A 17,522-nucleotide genomic window follows, 5' to 3' on the forward strand; every position below is an offset into this window, starting at 1 on the left:
TTCCGGGGAGGATTTAATCAGCTACCTCACCGACAGCGGACATTGTCCTTTTCGATCGCGTTACCGGCAGCAGCGCCCGCCAACGCGCCGAGCAGGATGCCCAGCGGCTCCGACCGGCCAGAGGTCACCGCCGCGCCCAGCGCGCCGCCGGCGATGCCGCCGACGATCAGCCCGGTCGTGCCGTCCGAGCGGCGGCAATAATAGCGGCCGTCGCGGCCGACATAGACGCGGTCGTTGCGGCTCAGGCGCCGCTCGCGATACCGCGGACTGTCGACATAATATTGGTCGGCATAATAGCCGTTATAGCGCGGGTCGGGCCGGTTATAATCGTACTGGCGATAGGACCGATAGTCGCTCGCATAGCCTGGCTGGTCATAAGTCTCGGCACAGCCGCCGGTCGTCGCCGCCGTGGCGGCAATCAACGCAAGGGTTAGGGTACGCATTCTACTCTCCTCCTGTAGCCCCGCACTGGCGTATCAATGCGTCGCGACGCGAATAGTTGCGGAGGCGTAAGAATAGCGGCGGGCAACCTAACTCCTCCCCGGGACGGGGAGGGCGCTGGGGCTTTGGTTCGCCCCCGGCGAACCAAGATCGTGTCCGGGGGACACGATCTCGCCCCAACGCAAGACGCGCAGCGGCTTGGTGGAGGGGGTGCGCCGCAAGCGAGTCCGTTGGGGCCCACCCCCTCCACCACCGGCCTGCGGCCGGCGGTCCCCCTCCCCACAAGTGGGGAGGATCTTGCTAGATCAATGCACCGATGCCGGCTTCAGCGCCTCGCGTTCGGCCTCGGTCGGGATCGCTTCCGGATCGGGCCGGAAATCCACCGGCGCGCGGTCGGTGCCCGGCTTGGCGGCGTCGAGCGCGAGGTCGGGCGCTTCATGCCCTTCGGCATCGCTCATCCACGGCGCGCGCGGCATCTTCACCCATCCGCGCCACAACGCGGTGGCCAGTCCCGCGCCGACCGCCAGCACCGCGCCCGCCGCGATCGAGCGGTTGCGCGTGCGGTTGTCGCTCTTGAAGCGGCCGTGGCTGTCGCGGGCTTGCTTGGAATTGGGCATCTCTCGTCTCCCATATCGACTGATGCGGGATCAACGGTGCGCGGGCCCGGCCGTTCCCCGCTCCGCCGCACCGCGCGATCGTGCCGCCGGATCAATCCCGGATCGTGCATTGCTGCTTCTGCCGTTTGTGCCGGTCGAGCACGCGCCGCCGCTGCTCGACTTCATCCAGCAGCCGGGCGAGCCGCGCGCGGTCGCTTTCGTGGCGCTGGCGCATGGCGGCGAGCGCGAGCGAGAGGTCGGTGGTCGGCTCCACCCCGACATGGCGGCAGATTTGCGGCCACATCCGCCCCAGCTCGCTCATCCGGCGATGATTGGCCTGATGCTCGGACATCGTGGGCGAGGGCGCAAGCTGGCTCGACTGCCAGAAGGCGTCGAACACCCCGCGTTGGCCATGCTCCCCCAATGCGAACAGCGTCGCCAGCACCGCGCGGAATTGCGGGGAGGGCACTGCCGGCGCGGTCGCGCACCCGCGCATGATGTCGTCGATCGCGGCGAGGCAGAGGAAGATCAGGCGGTCACGGGCGAGTCGCATTACCGGAACATAGAGGGAACATGTCGCGGCGGCGACATGTTTGGCACCAATCAGGATCAGTCCCGATCGCGCCCGATCCGCTCGGCCCGCCTGAACCTCCCCCAACGACCGGGCCACGGAACATTCAGCGGCGCTCGCGCATACCCCTTTGGTCGCCGCACCCTGGCGTCGCAACTACAGGAGACCCACATGAAAATCGCAACCGCCCTGGTGGCGGCCGCGACGATGGTCGCTTTCCTCCCCTCGACCGCCGGCGCGCAAGGCTGGCAATCGATGAACCAGCGCAAGGTGAATATCGAACGCCGCATCGAAATGGGCGTCCGCAACGGATCGTTGACGCGGCGAGAGGCGTCGAACCTGCGCACGCGCTTCGCCAATCTTCGGCGGCTCGAATGGCGCTACAGCCGCAACGGCCTCAGCTGGACAGAACGCCGCGATCTCGACCGGCGCTACAACGCGCTGAGCAACTCGGTCCGCGTCGAGCGCCACGATCGGCAGGACCGCCACCGCCGCTGGCGGTAACGGCGCAGACCGACGGCGCGGGACGGGGTCCCGCGCCGGGTTCGTGGGGCTATTGAGCGGGGCAATGCTATTTGGGGGCTAGTGCACATGGCGCCGTGATGCCCGTGACAAGGCGATCGAGGCAGAGTGCCGCCACCGCCCACGCCTCGTCTCGGGCAGCGCGATCGATCCGATCTGGACCCATTGCCGCTTGCAATTGCGCCCTCGGCAATCACGATGCGCGCATCGCAATCCGGGGGGATTCCGCATGAAACTGGCCCAGATCGCCGCCGCCGCGGTGCTCGTGACGTTGTCGGGCGGGTGCGCCACGACCAGCTTCGCGCCGCCCAGCGTCAACCTCAACAACAAGACCGGCTTCGGCCAGAGCGGCTATGCCGGCAATTGCATGCCGACCGAGGTGAAGAACGGCACCGCCGTCGTCAGGATCGAGCCGACCGTCGACGGCGCGCAGTCGCTGGTCGACAATTTCACCTATGTCTATCGCTGCAGCCGCAACCGCGCCGCGGACGGGCGGCAGTTCTTCGAGGTGCCCAGCCTGCTGATCCAGATCGGCGCCGCGGCCGCTCTGGCCTTCGGCGCGCCGAAGGAAGTGGCGATCGGCGGCGGCGCGGCGACGGGCGCGCTGGCGGCCGGCAACAAATATTGGTCGCCGCAGCAAAAGGCCGATTTCTACAACAAGGCATTGCTGGCGGTGATGTGCATCAAGAACGAGTCGCTCGGGCTCGATCCGGTGAAGCTCGACACCGTCAGCGTGGCGCAGGACCAGAATCGAAAGGCGGCGCTTCTCGCGGCCGGGGGCGGCGGCGGCAGCACCGTCGGCGTGACCGCCAGCCAGCGCTATTTCGGGCTGATCCAGACCAATCTGTTCGCGGTCGAAAGCGTGCTCGAGCAACGGCTGAGCAAGGCCGGCACGTTCGACCCCGAAGGCGTCGTCGCGCAGATCGAGAAGATCAAGGACGATATCGACGCGAAGAAGCAGCAGGCCCAGGCGAGCGCGCCGGCGGCCGCGAAGGCGCTGGTCGCGGCGCGGGCGGGCGCGGGCGCGCGGTCGCTGACGGCGGGAGAGACGGCGGAAGCGGCGAGCCTGGAACAGACGTTGGTCGATATCGAAACGCTGGGCCCGCGGCTGCAGCAATGCGTGATGGTGGCGAAGGCGACGTGAGCGGGGACAGACTCGTGGACGAACTCACTCGGGTTTGGTGCATTTAGTAAACTGACACCGTAACTCCGGGTCTGGTGGGTCTAATTGAATTGGCACCTATCCGCATTGGTTCAAATCGAACCAATTGAGACCCGCGTCAGCATTGACCAGAGCTCCGCGGTAAGCAAAGCTAACTTACGTTAGTACGAGGGATCGATGCAGCCACCCCGAAACGCTTGGCCAACCGGAATAGCAGCCGATCACGCGTTATTTATTGTCCAGCTTTTCAGAGAGCTGCTTGGACCGAACACTTACGAGAGTTTTCGGGTTTCTTCACTAGACCTCTTTGCTAGATTAGCAGAAGTTCACGGAATCAGCGACGATATCCAATCTGAAAAGGTAAAGTTTCCATCTCTAATTCCTGCTCTTGAAGAGCTAAAATATTCTCTACTGCACGACAAAGTCGTGTCAGCCATCATTCCACGAGAAGTTGAATTTCTTAAGAGAAATTGGCCTCCGAATAGTATATGTGAGGCGGACATACCGCAACTAATTAGATTTATACAGACATTTTTTGACAGAATAAGCGGAGAATATCGTAAATCTCTCGAACAAGAGATTGTTGCGTCGAGATCAAGCCCCGAAAGAAAAGAGCATATTCGGCAGCTAGCTATTTCGTATTGCAGTCACTTGATTAATATAGGATACAATAGGCAGTATATATATCAGGAAGTGAATAAAAGATTCTTCACATGTCCAATAAGAAAGGTAGAAAAAAGAACTCTTGAAGCATTCTTCAGAATTTTTAACGAAGTAAAGAAGAGATTCTATATCACGATACCAGTGAGTGACTCATTCTCGACTTACATATCGAGCTTGAATCAGTTAGCTCTCTCGGTCAAAGTTCACGCCGACCTTCCACCCGACGCGCGGCTTGGGTTTGAAGCGCTTCCCAATTTTAAACTCGAACGGAAATACGTCGTAGGCGTTGTCTCCGGACTTGACGAATTTAGTGCGGCTCGAGAGCTGACAGAGGCGCTCGAGTCTCTTATTGCTATGACTTATCTGAACCGCCGCGGTGTAGAACTCGAATGGGAAAACCTAGCCTACGCCAAAGGAATTAGAAGTCATAGCGGGAATATCTTGAAGATCGATCAGGTGGTTCTTCAAAGCCGCCAAAAGAAATTAAGTGGAAGAACCCTTCGAGAGTTGACGCTGCAGGCTGAGCAAATAATGACTAAATTTGATGAGGCATCTACAGACCGTCTCGTTAGTGCTGTTAACATGAGCGCGATCTCCAGATCATCATATAGACCCGAAAATCAACTTATCACTCTTTGGTCCGCTGTAGAGGTACTAATTGACAATCCTAGACCTGGAGTGGCTCGGATAAGCCATTATCTCGATGCGCTCATCCCAGCGATTTGTGTTAAATACCCTAGAAGATATATTATCGCGGTATTTGACGAACTCTTGCGGTACAACAGATCGCATGTCAGCGCGTTCTTGAAGAGGCCGGAATTCTATCCATCTGATGATCAATACACCAAGTTTACAAAATTGATATTCAGAGACGATCTAAAGTATCTGCATGCGGAATTTTGCGCGGGCCTTCACAGAAGTCCACTGGCTTTGTATAGGCTCTGGAAATTGGAAAAAAGCTTTGAAACGCCGCAAGCTTTGATCAGGGCGATAGAGGGCCATGAGCAACGAGTGCGATGGCAGATATCTAGAATATACAGAACAAGAAACAATATTGTGCATAGCGGGCGGCTGCCGACGTTTCTCGTTCCGCTGGTCATAAATGTATTCGAATATTTCAGGTCGGCGCTGATACCGGTCTTAGTGCGCGCAAGTGCGAATGCAAATAGGGGAAATATTGACCAGATCGTTGCCGAGATCGGATTTGACTATCAAATGCAGAAGAGCGAATTGAAGTCACTGGGCGCGGCGCGGTTCGAAGCGAAAGATATTATGAAATACTTGCGTTAAATATTCCGTTATGGCTGCAAACTTCACTCCGCCGCCACAGCCTCCCGCTTCCCGGCAACCTTCCCGTCTCTCCCCCGCAGCAACGGCCCGAGATACTGCCCGGCAAAGCTCCGCCCGACCTCACCACATCCCCCGGCGTGCCCTCGGCGACGATCTCCCCGCCCTTCACGCCGCCTTCGGGCCCCAGGTCGATGATCCAGTCCGCGGAGTTGCGGTGCCACCTGCAATAACCGCTTTAATACTCAGGATCGCCCGTCGTGCAGCTGCTCACCACCCCAACCACAATGCTCCCTTGCGCAGGAGAGGGTAGGTGGACGTCAAGGAAAGGTGTCGCCGGGTGGAGCGATGCGCTGCGCGACTCTCGTGCACGGTAGGCGACGGCGCCGAGTCCGCGGTGCGCTGAGGTCCCCAGCGATCGCACCAGGGCGTCGCGCGCAAAAGTGGCACCTTTTGTGCACCACGCGACGCTGCCAAATGAAGATTATCACACTGAAAAGTCAGTGCTTTTCCCGCAAATAGATCGCCTTGATGGGTTTCGCGCGAAACGAGCGGATACCGCTTTTCGACAAAAAACCGTTAGGAATATCAGTCGTTTACAGCTGCGTGCGGATAGAAATCACCCCCCGCATAGCAAACCCATCACGCACGCGCATGCCCATGCCCATGCCCATGCGGGTAGGCAATCAAGTCTTCGACGGAAATGCATCAGCCTCGCTGACCCGCGCGAGCAACCGGAGCGCGGCTTCGCAGTCGCGTCGGGTGGGGCTCACTCCGCTGCCACAGCCTCCCGCTTCCCGGCAACCTTGCCGTCCCGCCCCCGCAGCAACGGTGCGAGATACTTCCCGGTAAAGCTCCGCTCGACCTTCACCACATCCTCCGGCGTGCCCTCGGCGACAATCTCGCCGCCCTTCACGCCACCTTCCGGCCCCAGGTCGATGATCCAGTCCGCGGTCTTGATGACGTCGAGATTGTGCTCGATCACCACCACCGTATTGCCCTGCTCGACCAAGGCATGGAGCACCTCGAGCAGCTTGCGCACGTCCTCGAAATGCAGGCCGGTGGTCGGCTCGTCCAGGATGTAGAGCGTGTTGCCGGTCGCGCGGCGGGACAGTTCTTTCGACAGCTTCACGCGCTGCGCCTCGCCGCCCGACAGGGTCGTCGCCTGCTGGCCGACCTTGATATAGCCGAGCCCGACCTCGACCAGCATTTCCATCTTGTCGCGGATCGGCGGCACCGCCTTGAAGAACTCCGCGGCGTCCTCGACCGTCATGTCGAGCACGTCGGCGATCGAATGCCCCTTGAACTTCACTTCCAGCGTCTCGCGATTGTAGCGCGCGCCGTGGCACACGTCGCACGTCACATAGACGTCGGGCAGGAAGTGCATCTCGATCTTGAGCACGCCGTCGCCCTGGCACGCCTCGCACCGGCCGCCCTTGACGTTGAAGCTGAACCGCCCGGGCTTGTAGCCGCGCGCCTGGCTTTCGGGCAGGCCGGCGAACCAGTCGCGGATCTGGGTGAAGGCGCCGGTATAGGTCGCCGGGTTGGACCGCGGCGTGCGGCCGATCGGCGACTGGTCGATGTCGATGACCTTGTCGAGATATTGCAGCCCGGTGATCTTGTCGTGCTTGCCCGACAGGATGCGCGCGCCGTTGAGCTGGCGCGCGGCGGCGGCATAGAGCGTGTCGATCGTGAAGCTCGACTTGCCCGATCCCGACACGCCGGTGATGCAGGTAAAGGTGCCGATCGGGATCGACGCGGTCACCCCGCGCAGATTGTTGGCGGTGGCGTTGTGCACGGTCAGCTGCTTGCCGGTGCCCGAGCGGCGGAGCAGCGGCACCGGCACCGATCGCGTGCCGTTGAGATAATCGGCGGTGATCGAGTCCTTGTGCGCGAGCACTTCGGGGAGCGTACCCTTGGCGACGATCTCGCCGCCATGCATGCCCGCGCCCGGCCCCATGTCGACGATATAATCGGCCGATCGGATCGCATCCTCGTCATGCTCGACCACCAGCACGGTGTTGCCGAGGTCGCGCAGGCGGCGGAGCGTCGCGAGCAGCATGTCGTTGTCGCGCTGGTGCAACCCGATCGACGGCTCGTCGAGCACGTAGAGCACGCCCGACAGCCCGCTGCCGATCTGGCTGGCGAGCCGGATGCGCTGGCTCTCGCCGCCCGACAGGGTGCCGCTGGTGCGGTCGAGGTTGAGGTAATCGAGCCCGACATTGTTGAGGAAGCCGAGCCGCTCGACGATCTCCTTCAGGATGCGCTCGGCGATTTCCTTCTGTTGGCCGTTGAGGTGGTTGGGCAGATCCTGGAACCAGGCGAGCGCGTCGACCACCGACAGATGCGTCGCGTGGCTGATGTCCTGCATCGCGACCTTGACCGCCAGTGCCTCGGGCTTGAGCCGCGCGCCGTGGCAGGTCTCGCACGGCTGCGACGACTGATACTTGCTCAGCTCCTCGCGCATCCACGCGCTCTCGGTCTGGAGCATGCGGCGGTTGAGGTTGCCGATCACGCCCTCGAACGGCTTCTTCACGTCGTACGATTTCTTGCCGTCGACGAAGGTCAGGGTGACCGGCTTGCCGCCGGTGCCGTGGAGGATGATGAGCTGGACTTCGCCGGGCAGGTCCTTCCACGGCGTCTCCAGGCTGAACCCGAATTCGCGCGCCAGGCTGCCGAGCACCTGCATGTAATAGGGGCTGGGCGGGTTCGACTTGGCCCAGGGCACGACCGCGCCCTTCTTCAGGCTGAGGTCGTGATTGGGGACGACGAGATCCTCGTCGAAGATCAGTTTCTCGCCCAGGCCATCGCAGGCCGGGCAGGCGCCCTGCGGGGCGTTGAACGAGAACAGCCGCGGTTCGATCTCGGCAATGGTGAAGCCGGAGACGGGGCAGGCGAACTTCTCGGAGAAGACGATGCGGTTGTCGGGCACGCCCGCGCCCTTCATTGCGCCGCCCAGGGTGGCGATGCCGGAGGTGTCGGCCTGAAACTCCTGCCGCATTTCCCGGACGCTATTGCTCCCGCCTTCGCTCCCTTCCTCCGTTCGTGCTGAGCTTGTCGAAGCACGTGTATCCAGACCCCGTCCTTCGACAGGCTCAGGACGAACGGTGGACGTGGCCGCCACCGTGGTGTCCACCAAATCCACATAAGCCAGCCCCTCGGCCAACTTCAGCGCGGTCTCGAAACTGTCCGCCAGGCGCGTCGCCATATCCGGTCCGACCACCAACCGGTCGACCACCACTTCGATGTCGTGCTTGTATTTCTTGTCGAGCGCCGGCGCCTCGTCGATCTCGTACAGCTCGCCGTCGATGCGGACGCGGGTGAAGCCGGCTTTCTGCCACTCGGCGAGTTCCTTGCGATACTCGCCCTTGCGCCCGCGCACGACCGGCGCGAGCAGATACAACCGCGTGCCCTCGGGCAGCGCCATGACGCGGTCGACCATCTGGCTGACCGTCTGCGCCGCGATCGGCAAGCCGGTGGCGGGCGAATAGGGCACGCCGACGCGCGCCCAGAGCAGGCGCATGTAATCGTAGATCTCGGTCACCGTCGCGACGGTCGAGCGCGGGTTACGGCTGGTGGTCTTCTGCTCGATCGAGATCGCCGGGGAGAGGCCCTCGATATGATCGACATCGGGCTTCTGCATCAGCTCGAGGAACTGACGCGCATAGGCCGACAGGCTCTCGACATAGCGCCGCTGCCCCTCGGCATAGATGGTGTCGAAGGCGAGGCTCGACTTGCCCGATCCCGACAGCCCGGTGATCACCGTCAGCGTGTCGCGCGGGATATCGATATCGACGCCCTTGAGATTGTGCTCGCGCGCGCCGCGCACCTGAATGTGAGTCAGCATGTAGGTATTTGTTCCAGATTTGTTCGCGTCAGGCAAGCGCCTCGCGACGGGGGAGAGATGGGAAGTGTGGCGCGCGGGGGCAAGTTGCGAAAGGATTGATGCAGATCGCATTGACGGGTCGCGGCCCGAAATCCTTCCCCCCTCGCGGGAGAAGGATAGCGTAGCTTGGCGGCTTGCGGCCTGGCGAAGCTTGGATGAGGGAGCGGCGCTTTAGCGCCGCGCCACCGCTTTGCGGTCGCCCCCTCACCTCCCATCGGCCTGATGACTGATGCGCCCACAAGGGGAGAGGGGTTAATCTAAAAAAGCCGGATCGCAGCCGATATGATCGCATTGGATTCACTCGAATCTGGGTCTATTGCTGAACGCCGATCAGTAGAAAGCGTGCGATGTCGCGGTCGGGGGGCAATAAGGAATCCGAAATCCGCGCCGCGCTGGCCAAGCTGCGCGGCGGGTTCGGCGCGATCGTCGCGCTCAGTGCGTTCATCAACCTGCTGACGATTACCGGGTCGCTGTATCTGATGCTGGTCTATGACCGCGTGCTGCCGGCGCAAAGCCTGCCGACCCTGTTCAGCGTCTTCGTGATGATCCTGATCGCTTACGCCTTTTACGGCGTGTTCGACGTGATGCGGTCGAAGATGCTGGCGGACGTCGCCGCATCGCTCGACCGCTCGCTGTCGGGGCGCGTCCAGGCGATCGAGGCGCGGATCGCGCTCGAACGGCCCGAGGCCAAGGAACAGGTCAGCCCGGTGCGCGACCTCGACCAATTGCGCGCGTTCATCGCCAGCGCGGGGCCGCCGGCCTTGATCGACCTGCCCTGGATCCTGCTGTTCCTGATCATCCTGACCGCGGTGCATTACTGGCTCGGCGTCGTGACCCTGGTCGGCATGCTGGGCCTGGCCGCGCTGACCCTGGTCGCCGAACGCGTCAGTAGCCGCCACGTCGCGGCGGTGGCGCGCGCGGCGGCGAAGCGGCGGCTGCTCGCCGATCGCCAATGGCGCCATGCCGAGATCATCACCGCTTTGGGCATGCGCGACCGGCTGATGCTGCAATGGCGGCGGATCCATCATGAGTATCTCGACCAGCAGGCGACGCTGACCGACACCACCGCGACGCTGTCGGGGATCAGCAAGGTGGCGCGGATGGTGCTGCAATCGGTCGTGCTGACGGTCGGCGCGATGCTGGTGATCGACGGCAAGGCCACCGCGGGGATCATCTTCGCCAGCTCGATCCTGTCGGGCCGCGCCTTGGCGCCGGTCGATTCGGCGATCGCCAACTGGAAGCATTTCGTCGGCGCGCGCCAGGCCTGGGCACGGCTCGACAATTTGTTCGGACAAGTCCCGCCGCCGGTCGGCGAGCGCACCGAATTGCCGGCACCGTCCAAGTTGCTGACCGTCGACACGCTGTCGTTGACGCCACCGGGCAGTCAGTTGACCACCGTCGCCGGCGTCAGTTTCCAGGCGCAGGCGGGGCAGGTCGTCGGGATCATCGGCCCGAGCGCGTCGGGCAAGTCGTCGCTGGTGCGCGGCGTGCTCGGCGTGTGGAAAGCGGCCAAGGGTGCGGTCCGGCTCGACGCTGCGGCGATCCAGCAATGGGATAGCGAGACGCTGGGCCGCTCGATCGGCTATGTGCCGCAATCGGTCGAACTGTTCGCCGGGACGATCGCCGAGAATATCGCGCGGTTCGAGGTCGGCGCGCCGTCCGACGTGGTGATCGCCGCGGCCAAGGCGGCGGGCGTGCACGAGCTGATCGTGCAATTGCCGGGCGGATACGATCTCCAGGTCGGCGAGGACGGCCAGCAATTGTCGGCCGGTCAGCGCCAGCGCATCGCCCTCGCCCGGGCACTCTATCGCGATCCGTTCCTGGTCGTGCTCGACGAGCCCAATTCGAACCTCGACCCTGATGGCGAGGTCGCGCTGGCGCGCGCCGTCGCCGGGGTGAAGGCGCGCGGCGGCATCGTCCTGCTGGTCGCGCATCGCCGCGAGATATTGAGCGTGGTCGACCTGTTGCTGGTGATGCGCGGCGGCACCGCACAGGCCTTCGGTCCGCGCGACGAAGTGTTGGCCAAGCTCGCGCCGCCGCCGCAGCAACCGCCCCGGTCCGATCCGGTGGCACGCGGCGGGAGTGGCGGCAAGGCGCCCGGCGGCCTGGTTGTGAGCAAGAAGGCCGGACAATGACCGCGCAGGTTCCGCTCCACGCTTTCTGGCCCGATGCCGAGCCCGATCCCGGCGCCGAGCGGCTGCGCCTCCGTACGCGCCGCGCCTATCTGCTGATCGCCGCGTTGGTGCTCGGCTTCTTCGGCCTGTCGGCGATCCTCCAGGTCGGCGGCGCGGTGGTCGGGTCCGGCGATGTCGCGGTCGAGTCGAACGTGAAGACGCTGATCCATCCGACCGGCGGCATCCTCAAGGCGCTGATGGTCCGCGACGGCGATCATGTCGCCAAGGGACAGCTGCTGATGCGGCTCGACCAGGGCGTGTCGTCGGTCGGCGCCGAGTCCGCGGCGTTGGGCCTCGAGCAATTGCTGGCGCGGCGCGCGCGGCTGGAAGCGGAGCGCGACGGCGCCTCCTCGATCCTGTTCCCGCCCGAGCTGACCACCAAGGCCGACGCCCGCGCCCGCGAAGCGATGGCACGCGAGCGGCAATTGTTCGCGCTCCGCCGGCGCGAGCGCGACGGATCGATCGCGCTGCTCAACCAGCGTGTCCGCCAATATGACGAGCAGATCGCCAGCTATCAGGCGCAGATCGCCGCGATCGAAAGCCAGATGACGCTGATCGAGCCCGAACTCGCCGGGTTGCGCAAGCTCCATGACCGCCAGTTGGTGACGATCAACCGCCTCAACGAAATGGAGCGCACCGCGGTCCAGATGAAAGGCAGCAAGGCCGCGCTCGAATCGAACATCGCCGAGGCGCGCGCGCACATCTCCGAGGCCAACGAGCAGATCCTCAACGTCGACAAGCAGATCCGCAGCGACGCCGGCACCCAGCTTGCCGAGGTGGTCGGCCAGCTCAACGACCAGCAGGTGCGCGTCGCCACCACCACCGACACGGTCGACCGTAGCGAGATCCGCGCGCCGCAATCGGGCGTGGTCGACAAGATCGCCTTCACCACGATCGGCAGCGCCGTGCCACCCGCGCAGCCGCTGCTTCAGATCGTGCCCGACCGCGACAGCATGATCGTCGAGGCGCGGATTCGTCCGCAGGATGTCGATCAGGTCCGCGTCGGCCAGGCGGCGCGGGTCACCTTCTCGGGCTTCAACCGCCAGACCACGCCCGACATTCCCGGCAAGCTGATCTTCGTCTCGCCCGATCTGACCACCGACCAGCGCACCGGCCAGAGCTATTACCGGATCAAGGTGCGGCTCGACGCCGACGCGCTGGCCAGGGCGCCGCAGATCGCACTCAAGGCGGGCATGCCGGCCGAGACGTTCGTCCAGACCGGTGACCGTTCGATCCTGTCGTTCCTGCTCAAGCCGCTGCTCGACCAGTTGCGCTATTCGATGCGCAGCGAGGGTTAGGGTGCAGACCTGCTGGTTGTAACCGTTTACCGGGACGGGGCGGCTGGTCTAAGGTTCGGACAAGGCGCCGCGCCCTCCATCGATCGAGCGCCGTCCGAGGGGATCATTGCATGACCGCGCCCAACGCGCCGCTCAAGACCATCACCATCGTCGGCGGCGGCACCGCCGGCTGGATGACCGCCGGGCTGCTGTCGCATCTGTTCAAGAGCTACAAAATCCGCCTGATCGAGTCCGACGAGATCGGCATCATCGGGGTGGGTGAGGCGACCATCCCGGCGATCCGCGACTATATGACCATCGCCGAGATCGACCAGGTGGAGATGATCCGCGCGACCCAGGCGACGTTCAAGCTGGGGATCGATTTCGTCGGCTGGAAGAATGGCGACGATCGCTATTTCCACGGCTTCGGGCGGATCGGGCAGGACTTCATGTGGCTGCACACGCACCAATTATGGCTGCTCGAACGCGCGGCGGGCAAGGCGCGGCATTTCGACGATTATGCGCTCAATTGCGCCGCCGGGATGGCGAACAAATTCGCCTTTCCCGATGCGCGCAATCCGGCGTCGCCGCTGGCCGGGCTGGACTTCGCCTATCAGTTCGATGCGTCGTTACTGGCGCGCTATTTACGCGTGCGGTCGGAAGCGGCGGGAGTCGAGCGGATCGAGGGCAAGATCGTCGACGTCAGGCTCGACGGCGAGACCGGCTATGTCGATCACGTCGTGATGGAGGACGGGCGAACGGTCGATGGCGACCTGTTCGTCGATTGCTCGGGGATGCGCGCGCTGCTGATCGGCCAGGCGCTCGGCATCGACTATGAGGATTGGAATCACTGGCTGCTCAACGACCGCGCGCTGGCGGTGCCATGCGAACGGGTCGAGCCGCTCACGCCCTATACGCGGGTGACGGCGCGCGATCATGGCTGGCAGTGGCGGATCCCGCTCCAGCATCGCACCGGCAACGGCCACGTCTATTCGAGCAACCATATCTCGGACGACGAGGCGGCGTCGGTGCTGCTCGCCAATCTCGACGGCAAGCCTCTGGCCGATCCGCGTCCGGTGCGGTTTCGTCCGGGCAAAAGGCGCAAGGCGTGGGAGAAGAATGTCGTCGCGATCGGCTTGTCGTCCGGGTTCCTCGAGCCGCTCGAATCGACCAGCATCCACCTCATCCAGACGGGGATCATCAAGCTGCTCGGCCTGTTCCCGCACCAGGGGTTCGCCGCCGCCGATATCGCCGAATATAACCGCCAGCACGATTTCGAATTCACCGACGTGCGCGATTTCATCGTGGCGCATTACAAGGTGACCGACCGCGAGCACACGCCGTACTGGCAGTATCTCAAGCACATGGCGATTCCGGACAGCCTGGCGGAACGGCTGGACCTGTTCGCGTCATCGGGGCGCTTCTACAAGCGCGCGGCGGCCGAACTGTTCCGCGTCGAAAGCTGGGTGCAGGTGCTGCTCGGGCAGGGGTTCGCGATGGGGCACGATCCCAATGCGGCGATCATGCCGGCCGAGGTCCGCAGGTCGTTCCTGGCGGATATCGAGGAAGTGATCGCCGATGCCGCGGGACGGATGCCCGATCACGCCGCGTTCATCGACCGTTATTGCAAGGCGCCGGCGCTCGCTGCCTAATCTCCCCTCCCGCTTGCGGGAGGGGTCGGGGGAGGGTCTGTCAGGTACGTAGGGGAGGAAAACATGCCCTCCCCTAGCCCCGCACTGGGTGAACGATGCCCCGCATCGTTCAGGCCATGCCGGGGGCATGGCCGACCCAGTGCGCGCAAGCGGGAGGGGGATCAGGTTGATCGGCCTCAGAACTTGTAGCGAGCGCCGACCTTGAAGTTGCGGCCCTGGCTCGCGACCTCGCCGAGATTGTACTGGCCGCTCGGTCCGGTATCGCCGACGTTGCGGAAACCGCCACTCCATTGCGAGTAGTTGCGGTTGACGAAGTCGAACGCGTTGAGCGCCTGGAAATAGACGGTCAGCTCATGCGACTTCGCCCAGGGCATCTTGAACGTCTTGGAGAAATTGAAGTCGATGTTCGCGTAACCGATGCCGCCCGGCTTGTAGATGCCGAAATTGGTCTCGGCGCAGCCATCGACGGAAGGAGCGGGGATGCCGCAAATGACCCCGCCATAATAGGGGCCCGACGACAGGGTAATGAAGGTCGTCGCGCGGATGTCCAGCGGCAGGCGGACGGTGCCCGTTCCCACGAAACGCCACCGTTCGAGACCGCTCGACCTGCCCCAGCCCTGCAAGCCGATCGTCGGTGCATCGAAGTTGAACGGATCGCCGATATTGGCACCATTGCGCGAGTCGTTCGACCGGGCGTTCGAAATGGTCAGCGTCGTGCTGAAGCCCCAGCCCGATTCATCGGTGTAGGGCTTGTCGGCCTGCAGATACAGAGCGGCATAGGTCGCCTTGCCATCGCTGTTGCCGATGAAGATGCTGCCATAGCGCCGGCCATCGGTGCCGAACAGCGGCGCCGTGTTGATTGCGGCCGTGCCGTAGAAGATGCCGGACGAATATACGTTGCCGCCGTACGAGAAGAGCGGGCTGAGCGGGCTGTAGCTGCCATCCGGATTCCGGTTGCCGACGACTTCCTGATAGATGTTGTGCGACTTGATGTACGAGAAGCTGATCGAGGTATTGATCTTGCCCAGCCGCTTCCGGATGCCGGCACTGAGCTGGTCGGAATACGGCACCTTGGTGTTGTTGTTCATCAGGTGCACTTCACCGGCCTGCAGCGCGCCCAGTGCGCGCAACTGGTCGATGTTGGTCGGAATCGTCGCGACGCAGCCGGGGCCCGGTGTGCAACCCGTGAGGGCGGAGGACTTGATGGTCGCGACCGATTCATAGACGTCCTTGATCGTCTCCAGTGCGGAATCGATGAACAGTGAGCGGTTGTAGTAACGGCCGCCGCCGATCGTGAAGACCAGATCGCGGTCGCCCTTCACGTCGTAGGAAATGCCCAGGCGAGGCTGGAACGCGCCGAGGAACGCCTTCCGGTTACTCCCTGTGGAGATGTAGTCGTCGGGGTTGATCCCCGCCGCCTTCCAGCCCGGATAGGCGCGGATCGCCGCGGCGATGTCGGCGGGCGTCACGAACTTTTCGTTGCGCGAATTGGACTCATAATCCCAGCGCAGACCTGCGCTGACCTGCCAGTGCTCGTCGGGTTTCCAGTCGTCCTGTACAAAGAAGCCCAGTTCGGTGTTTTTGGCCGTGACGGGGCTGACGGCAGCTGTGTTGATCGTCGCGGCATAGGGAGTCGCGCCAGACAGGCCGGTAAACGTCTGGGCGTCGTAGAAGAAGGTGCCGTTGCCGTTATTGTTCTCCAGGCGCTGCAGCTTGGTGAAATTGACCTTGGCGCCAAGCTTGATCGTGTGCGCACCGCCGAAGAAGGTCAGATTGTCCTTGATCAGCGTCTGATACTGATGGTCGTCCTGCGCGAAATTGGTCCCGCCGAGGACCAGCATCCTCGCATCGCCAATGCTTGGGCAAGTGTAGGTCGTCGGCGAGGTACCGGAGAGGGGGAAGCAGCTTGCGGGAGGGGTCTGCGGGGGCGTGAAGCTCTGCGGCGCGTTATAGGTAACAACCGATGACGACCCATCCACGTTGGGGATCGATCCATTCGCCGCGGCGTCCCGCGCGAAAATGAATTCGTTCAGCCAATTGGACCCGCGGTGGCTCCAGGTCAGTTGGTACCGGTGCTCGTCGTTCCGATTCCTGGTCGACGCCTCGGTCGTCGTCACGCCGGCGTTGATCTGGAGATTGGACTCGCTGCGAATGAACGCGCTGACGTTGATCGTGTCCTGCGACGTCGCGAAGAAGGTCAGTTTGCCGAAATACAGCTTCTCGTTGAAATCCGCCGGGAAGCTACCGTTATATTGCGATCGGGCGCTTTGGGCATAGGTTGCTTGAGGCGCGCGAAGGAGCAGGGTGCCGGGATAAACGCCGACGTCGTTGGAGGCGAAGGTCTTCTTCGTGCCTTCGAAATCGACGAAGAAGGTCAGCTTGTCCTTGATGATCGGACCGCCGAGATTGCCGCCATAATATTTCGTGTCGAAATCGGGCTTCTGCTTGTACGGCCGCGTCGCGTTGTTGCGGCCACCCGGCCGGTCGTCGAAATTCTCGCTGATGAACGCCTTGGGCTGCCATTCCCCAAAGAGCTCGCCGTGGAATTCGTTGCCGCCCGTCTTCGTCACCGACGAGATCACTGCCGACCCGGCCTGTTCGAACTCCGCCTTGAAGTTCTGCGTCTGGACATCGAACTGGTCGACGGCCGATGCCGGGAACGGGTTGCCCGAGGAGAGGTTCTGCCCGAGCGTGCCGCCGTGGTTGACCAGGTTCTTGATGCTGATGCCATCAATGAACGTGTTGGTGTTGTCCGAATTGACGCCGCCCGCCTGAACCCGGCGCGCCTTGCCGCCGAGCGTGGGCGCTTCGACGGTGACGCCGGGCGCCAGCGCGGCAAAGTTCAGGAAGTTGCGGTCGCCGTTCGGCAGGTTCTCGAGCTGGAAGCGCGAGATATTGGTGCTGATGGTCGGCGTCTTGACGTCGCGGGCGCGCGAGCCGGTGACGACGATGTCCTTGGTGTATTCCGGCGCCGCGATCAGATCGGCGGTGACTGCCTGGTTCAGCGGCACCACGACGATGACGGACTTGTCGCCCGACTCGACGCGGTAGGTGCTCGGCGGCACGCCGACCAGGACGTAATTGCCATTGGCGTCGACCGTGACGGTATCCTGATGGCCGGTGTTCGTATCCGTGAGGATCACGGTCGCGCCGGCGGCGGCACCATCGACATGCCCTTGAATGGTCGAGGTCGTCTGCGCCGCGGCAGGCGTTGCCAGTGCGAGCGCGCCGCCGGCCAGGATGGTGGTCGCGAGTGCCGCCCGCAGGCTTGCCCTCATCAGGTTGGTCATC

11 protein-coding genes and 1 pseudogene are annotated in these 17,522 nt (G+C 63.2%); 6 read left to right on the top strand and 6 right to left on the bottom strand.

Annotated features, from left to right (window positions below; all coding sequences use genetic code 11):
- Positions 1-26: 26 nt before the first annotated feature.
- From SMA01S_RS09530 to SMA01S_RS09540, 3 genes are all read right to left on the bottom strand, one after another.
- Positions 27-443, bottom strand: a complete 417-nt coding sequence (locus tag SMA01S_RS09530) for a glycine zipper 2TM domain-containing protein (RefSeq protein WP_066820752.1) — start codon at positions 441-443, stop codon at positions 27-29.
- 303 nt (positions 444-746) lie between these two features.
- Positions 747-1,058: a hypothetical protein gene (locus SMA01S_RS09535; RefSeq protein ID WP_066820755.1), complete on the bottom strand. Its 312-nt coding sequence runs from the start codon at positions 1,056-1,058 to the stop codon at positions 747-749.
- A gap of 91 nt (positions 1,059-1,149) precedes the next feature.
- Positions 1,150-1,590 carry a hypothetical protein gene (locus tag SMA01S_RS09540; RefSeq protein WP_066820758.1) on the bottom strand — a complete coding sequence of 147 codons (441 nt, stop codon included), beginning with the start codon at positions 1,588-1,590 and terminating at the stop codon, positions 1,150-1,152.
- Between the two features lie 189 nt (positions 1,591-1,779).
- Here SMA01S_RS09540 and SMA01S_RS09545 point away from each other — a divergent pair, with 189 nt between their 5' ends.
- The 3 genes from SMA01S_RS09545 (at position 1,780) to SMA01S_RS24525 (ending at position 5,245) form a co-directional block, all read left to right on the top strand.
- Positions 1,780-2,112, top strand: a complete 333-nt coding sequence (locus tag SMA01S_RS09545; protein ID WP_066820761.1) for a hypothetical protein — start codon at positions 1,780-1,782, stop codon at positions 2,110-2,112.
- A gap of 247 nt (positions 2,113-2,359) precedes the next feature.
- Positions 2,360-3,274 (top strand): hypothetical protein, encoded by a 915-nt coding sequence (locus SMA01S_RS09550; protein ID WP_066820763.1) that lies wholly within the window; start codon positions 2,360-2,362, stop codon positions 3,272-3,274.
- An 822-nt stretch (positions 3,275-4,096) separates the two neighbouring features.
- Positions 4,097-5,245, top strand: coding sequence for a hypothetical protein (locus tag SMA01S_RS24525; protein WP_157093883.1), 1,149 nt, complete (start codon positions 4,097-4,099; stop codon positions 5,243-5,245).
- Between the two features lie 23 nt (positions 5,246-5,268).
- On the opposite strand, the pseudogene SMA01S_RS25435 reads toward SMA01S_RS24525, so the two are convergent.
- Both SMA01S_RS25435 and uvrA read right to left on the bottom strand, forming a co-directional pair.
- Positions 5,269-5,453 (bottom strand): annotated as a pseudogene (locus tag SMA01S_RS25435) (hypothetical protein); the annotation flags it as partial.
- A gap of 558 nt (positions 5,454-6,011) precedes the next feature.
- Positions 6,012-9,089 (bottom strand): excinuclease ABC subunit UvrA, encoded by a 3,078-nt coding sequence (gene uvrA, locus SMA01S_RS09560; RefSeq protein WP_066820772.1) that lies wholly within the window; start codon positions 9,087-9,089, stop codon positions 6,012-6,014.
- A gap of 386 nt (positions 9,090-9,475) precedes the next feature.
- Here uvrA and SMA01S_RS09565 point away from each other — a divergent pair, with 386 nt between their 5' ends.
- The 3 genes from SMA01S_RS09565 (at position 9,476) to SMA01S_RS09575 (ending at position 14,231) form a co-directional block, all read left to right on the top strand.
- Positions 9,476-11,263, top strand: a complete 1,788-nt coding sequence (locus SMA01S_RS09565) for a type I secretion system permease/ATPase (RefSeq protein ID WP_066820775.1) — start codon at positions 9,476-9,478, stop codon at positions 11,261-11,263.
- Positions 11,260-12,600, top strand: coding sequence for an HlyD family type I secretion periplasmic adaptor subunit (locus SMA01S_RS09570; protein WP_066820778.1), 1,341 nt, complete (start codon positions 11,260-11,262; stop codon positions 12,598-12,600). The genes SMA01S_RS09565 and SMA01S_RS09570 overlap by 4 nt, the downstream gene beginning before the upstream one ends.
- A gap of 110 nt (positions 12,601-12,710) precedes the next feature.
- The gene (locus tag SMA01S_RS09575; protein WP_066820780.1) at positions 12,711-14,231 is read left to right on the top strand and encodes a tryptophan halogenase family protein; all 1,521 of its coding nucleotides are present in this window, start codon (positions 12,711-12,713) and stop codon (positions 14,229-14,231) included.
- A 176-nt stretch (positions 14,232-14,407) separates the two neighbouring features.
- On the opposite strand, the gene SMA01S_RS09580 is transcribed toward SMA01S_RS09575, so the two are convergent.
- Positions 14,408-17,521, bottom strand: a complete 3,114-nt coding sequence (locus tag SMA01S_RS09580; protein WP_066820782.1) for a TonB-dependent receptor — start codon at positions 17,519-17,521, stop codon at positions 14,408-14,410.
- Between the last annotated feature and the right edge of the window lies 1 nt (position 17,522).

Source organism: Sphingomonas mali NBRC 15500, from assembly GCF_001598415.1.
Taxonomy (GTDB): Bacteria; Pseudomonadota; Alphaproteobacteria; order Sphingomonadales; family Sphingomonadaceae; genus Sphingomonas; species Sphingomonas mali.

Excerpts from the sequence above, each read along its gene's own strand:
- SMA01S_RS09530 (WP_066820752.1), bottom strand. The coding sequence starts at position 443 with ATGCGTACCCTAACCCTTGCGTTGATTGCCGCCACGGCGGCGACGACC.
- SMA01S_RS09535 (WP_066820755.1), bottom strand. The coding sequence starts at position 1,058 with ATGCCCAATTCCAAGCAAGCCCGCGACAGCCACGGCCGCTTCAAGAGC.
- SMA01S_RS09540 (WP_066820758.1), bottom strand. The coding sequence starts at position 1,590 with ATGCGACTCGCCCGTGACCGCCTGATCTTCCTCTGCCTCGCCGCGATC.
- SMA01S_RS09545 (WP_066820761.1), top strand. The coding sequence starts at position 1,780 with ATGAAAATCGCAACCGCCCTGGTGGCGGCCGCGACGATGGTCGCTTTC.
- SMA01S_RS09550 (WP_066820763.1), top strand. The coding sequence starts at position 2,360 with ATGAAACTGGCCCAGATCGCCGCCGCCGCGGTGCTCGTGACGTTGTCG.
- uvrA (WP_066820772.1), bottom strand. The coding sequence starts at position 9,089 with ATGCTGACTCACATTCAGGTGCGCGGCGCGCGCGAGCACAATCTCAAG.
- SMA01S_RS09565 (WP_066820775.1), top strand. The coding sequence starts at position 9,476 with ATGTCGCGGTCGGGGGGCAATAAGGAATCCGAAATCCGCGCCGCGCTG.
- SMA01S_RS09570 (WP_066820778.1), top strand. The coding sequence starts at position 11,260 with ATGACCGCGCAGGTTCCGCTCCACGCTTTCTGGCCCGATGCCGAGCCC.
- SMA01S_RS09575 (WP_066820780.1), top strand. The coding sequence starts at position 12,711 with ATGACCGCGCCCAACGCGCCGCTCAAGACCATCACCATCGTCGGCGGC.
- SMA01S_RS09580 (WP_066820782.1), bottom strand. The coding sequence starts at position 17,521 with ATGACCAACCTGATGAGGGCAAGCCTGCGGGCGGCACTCGCGACCACC.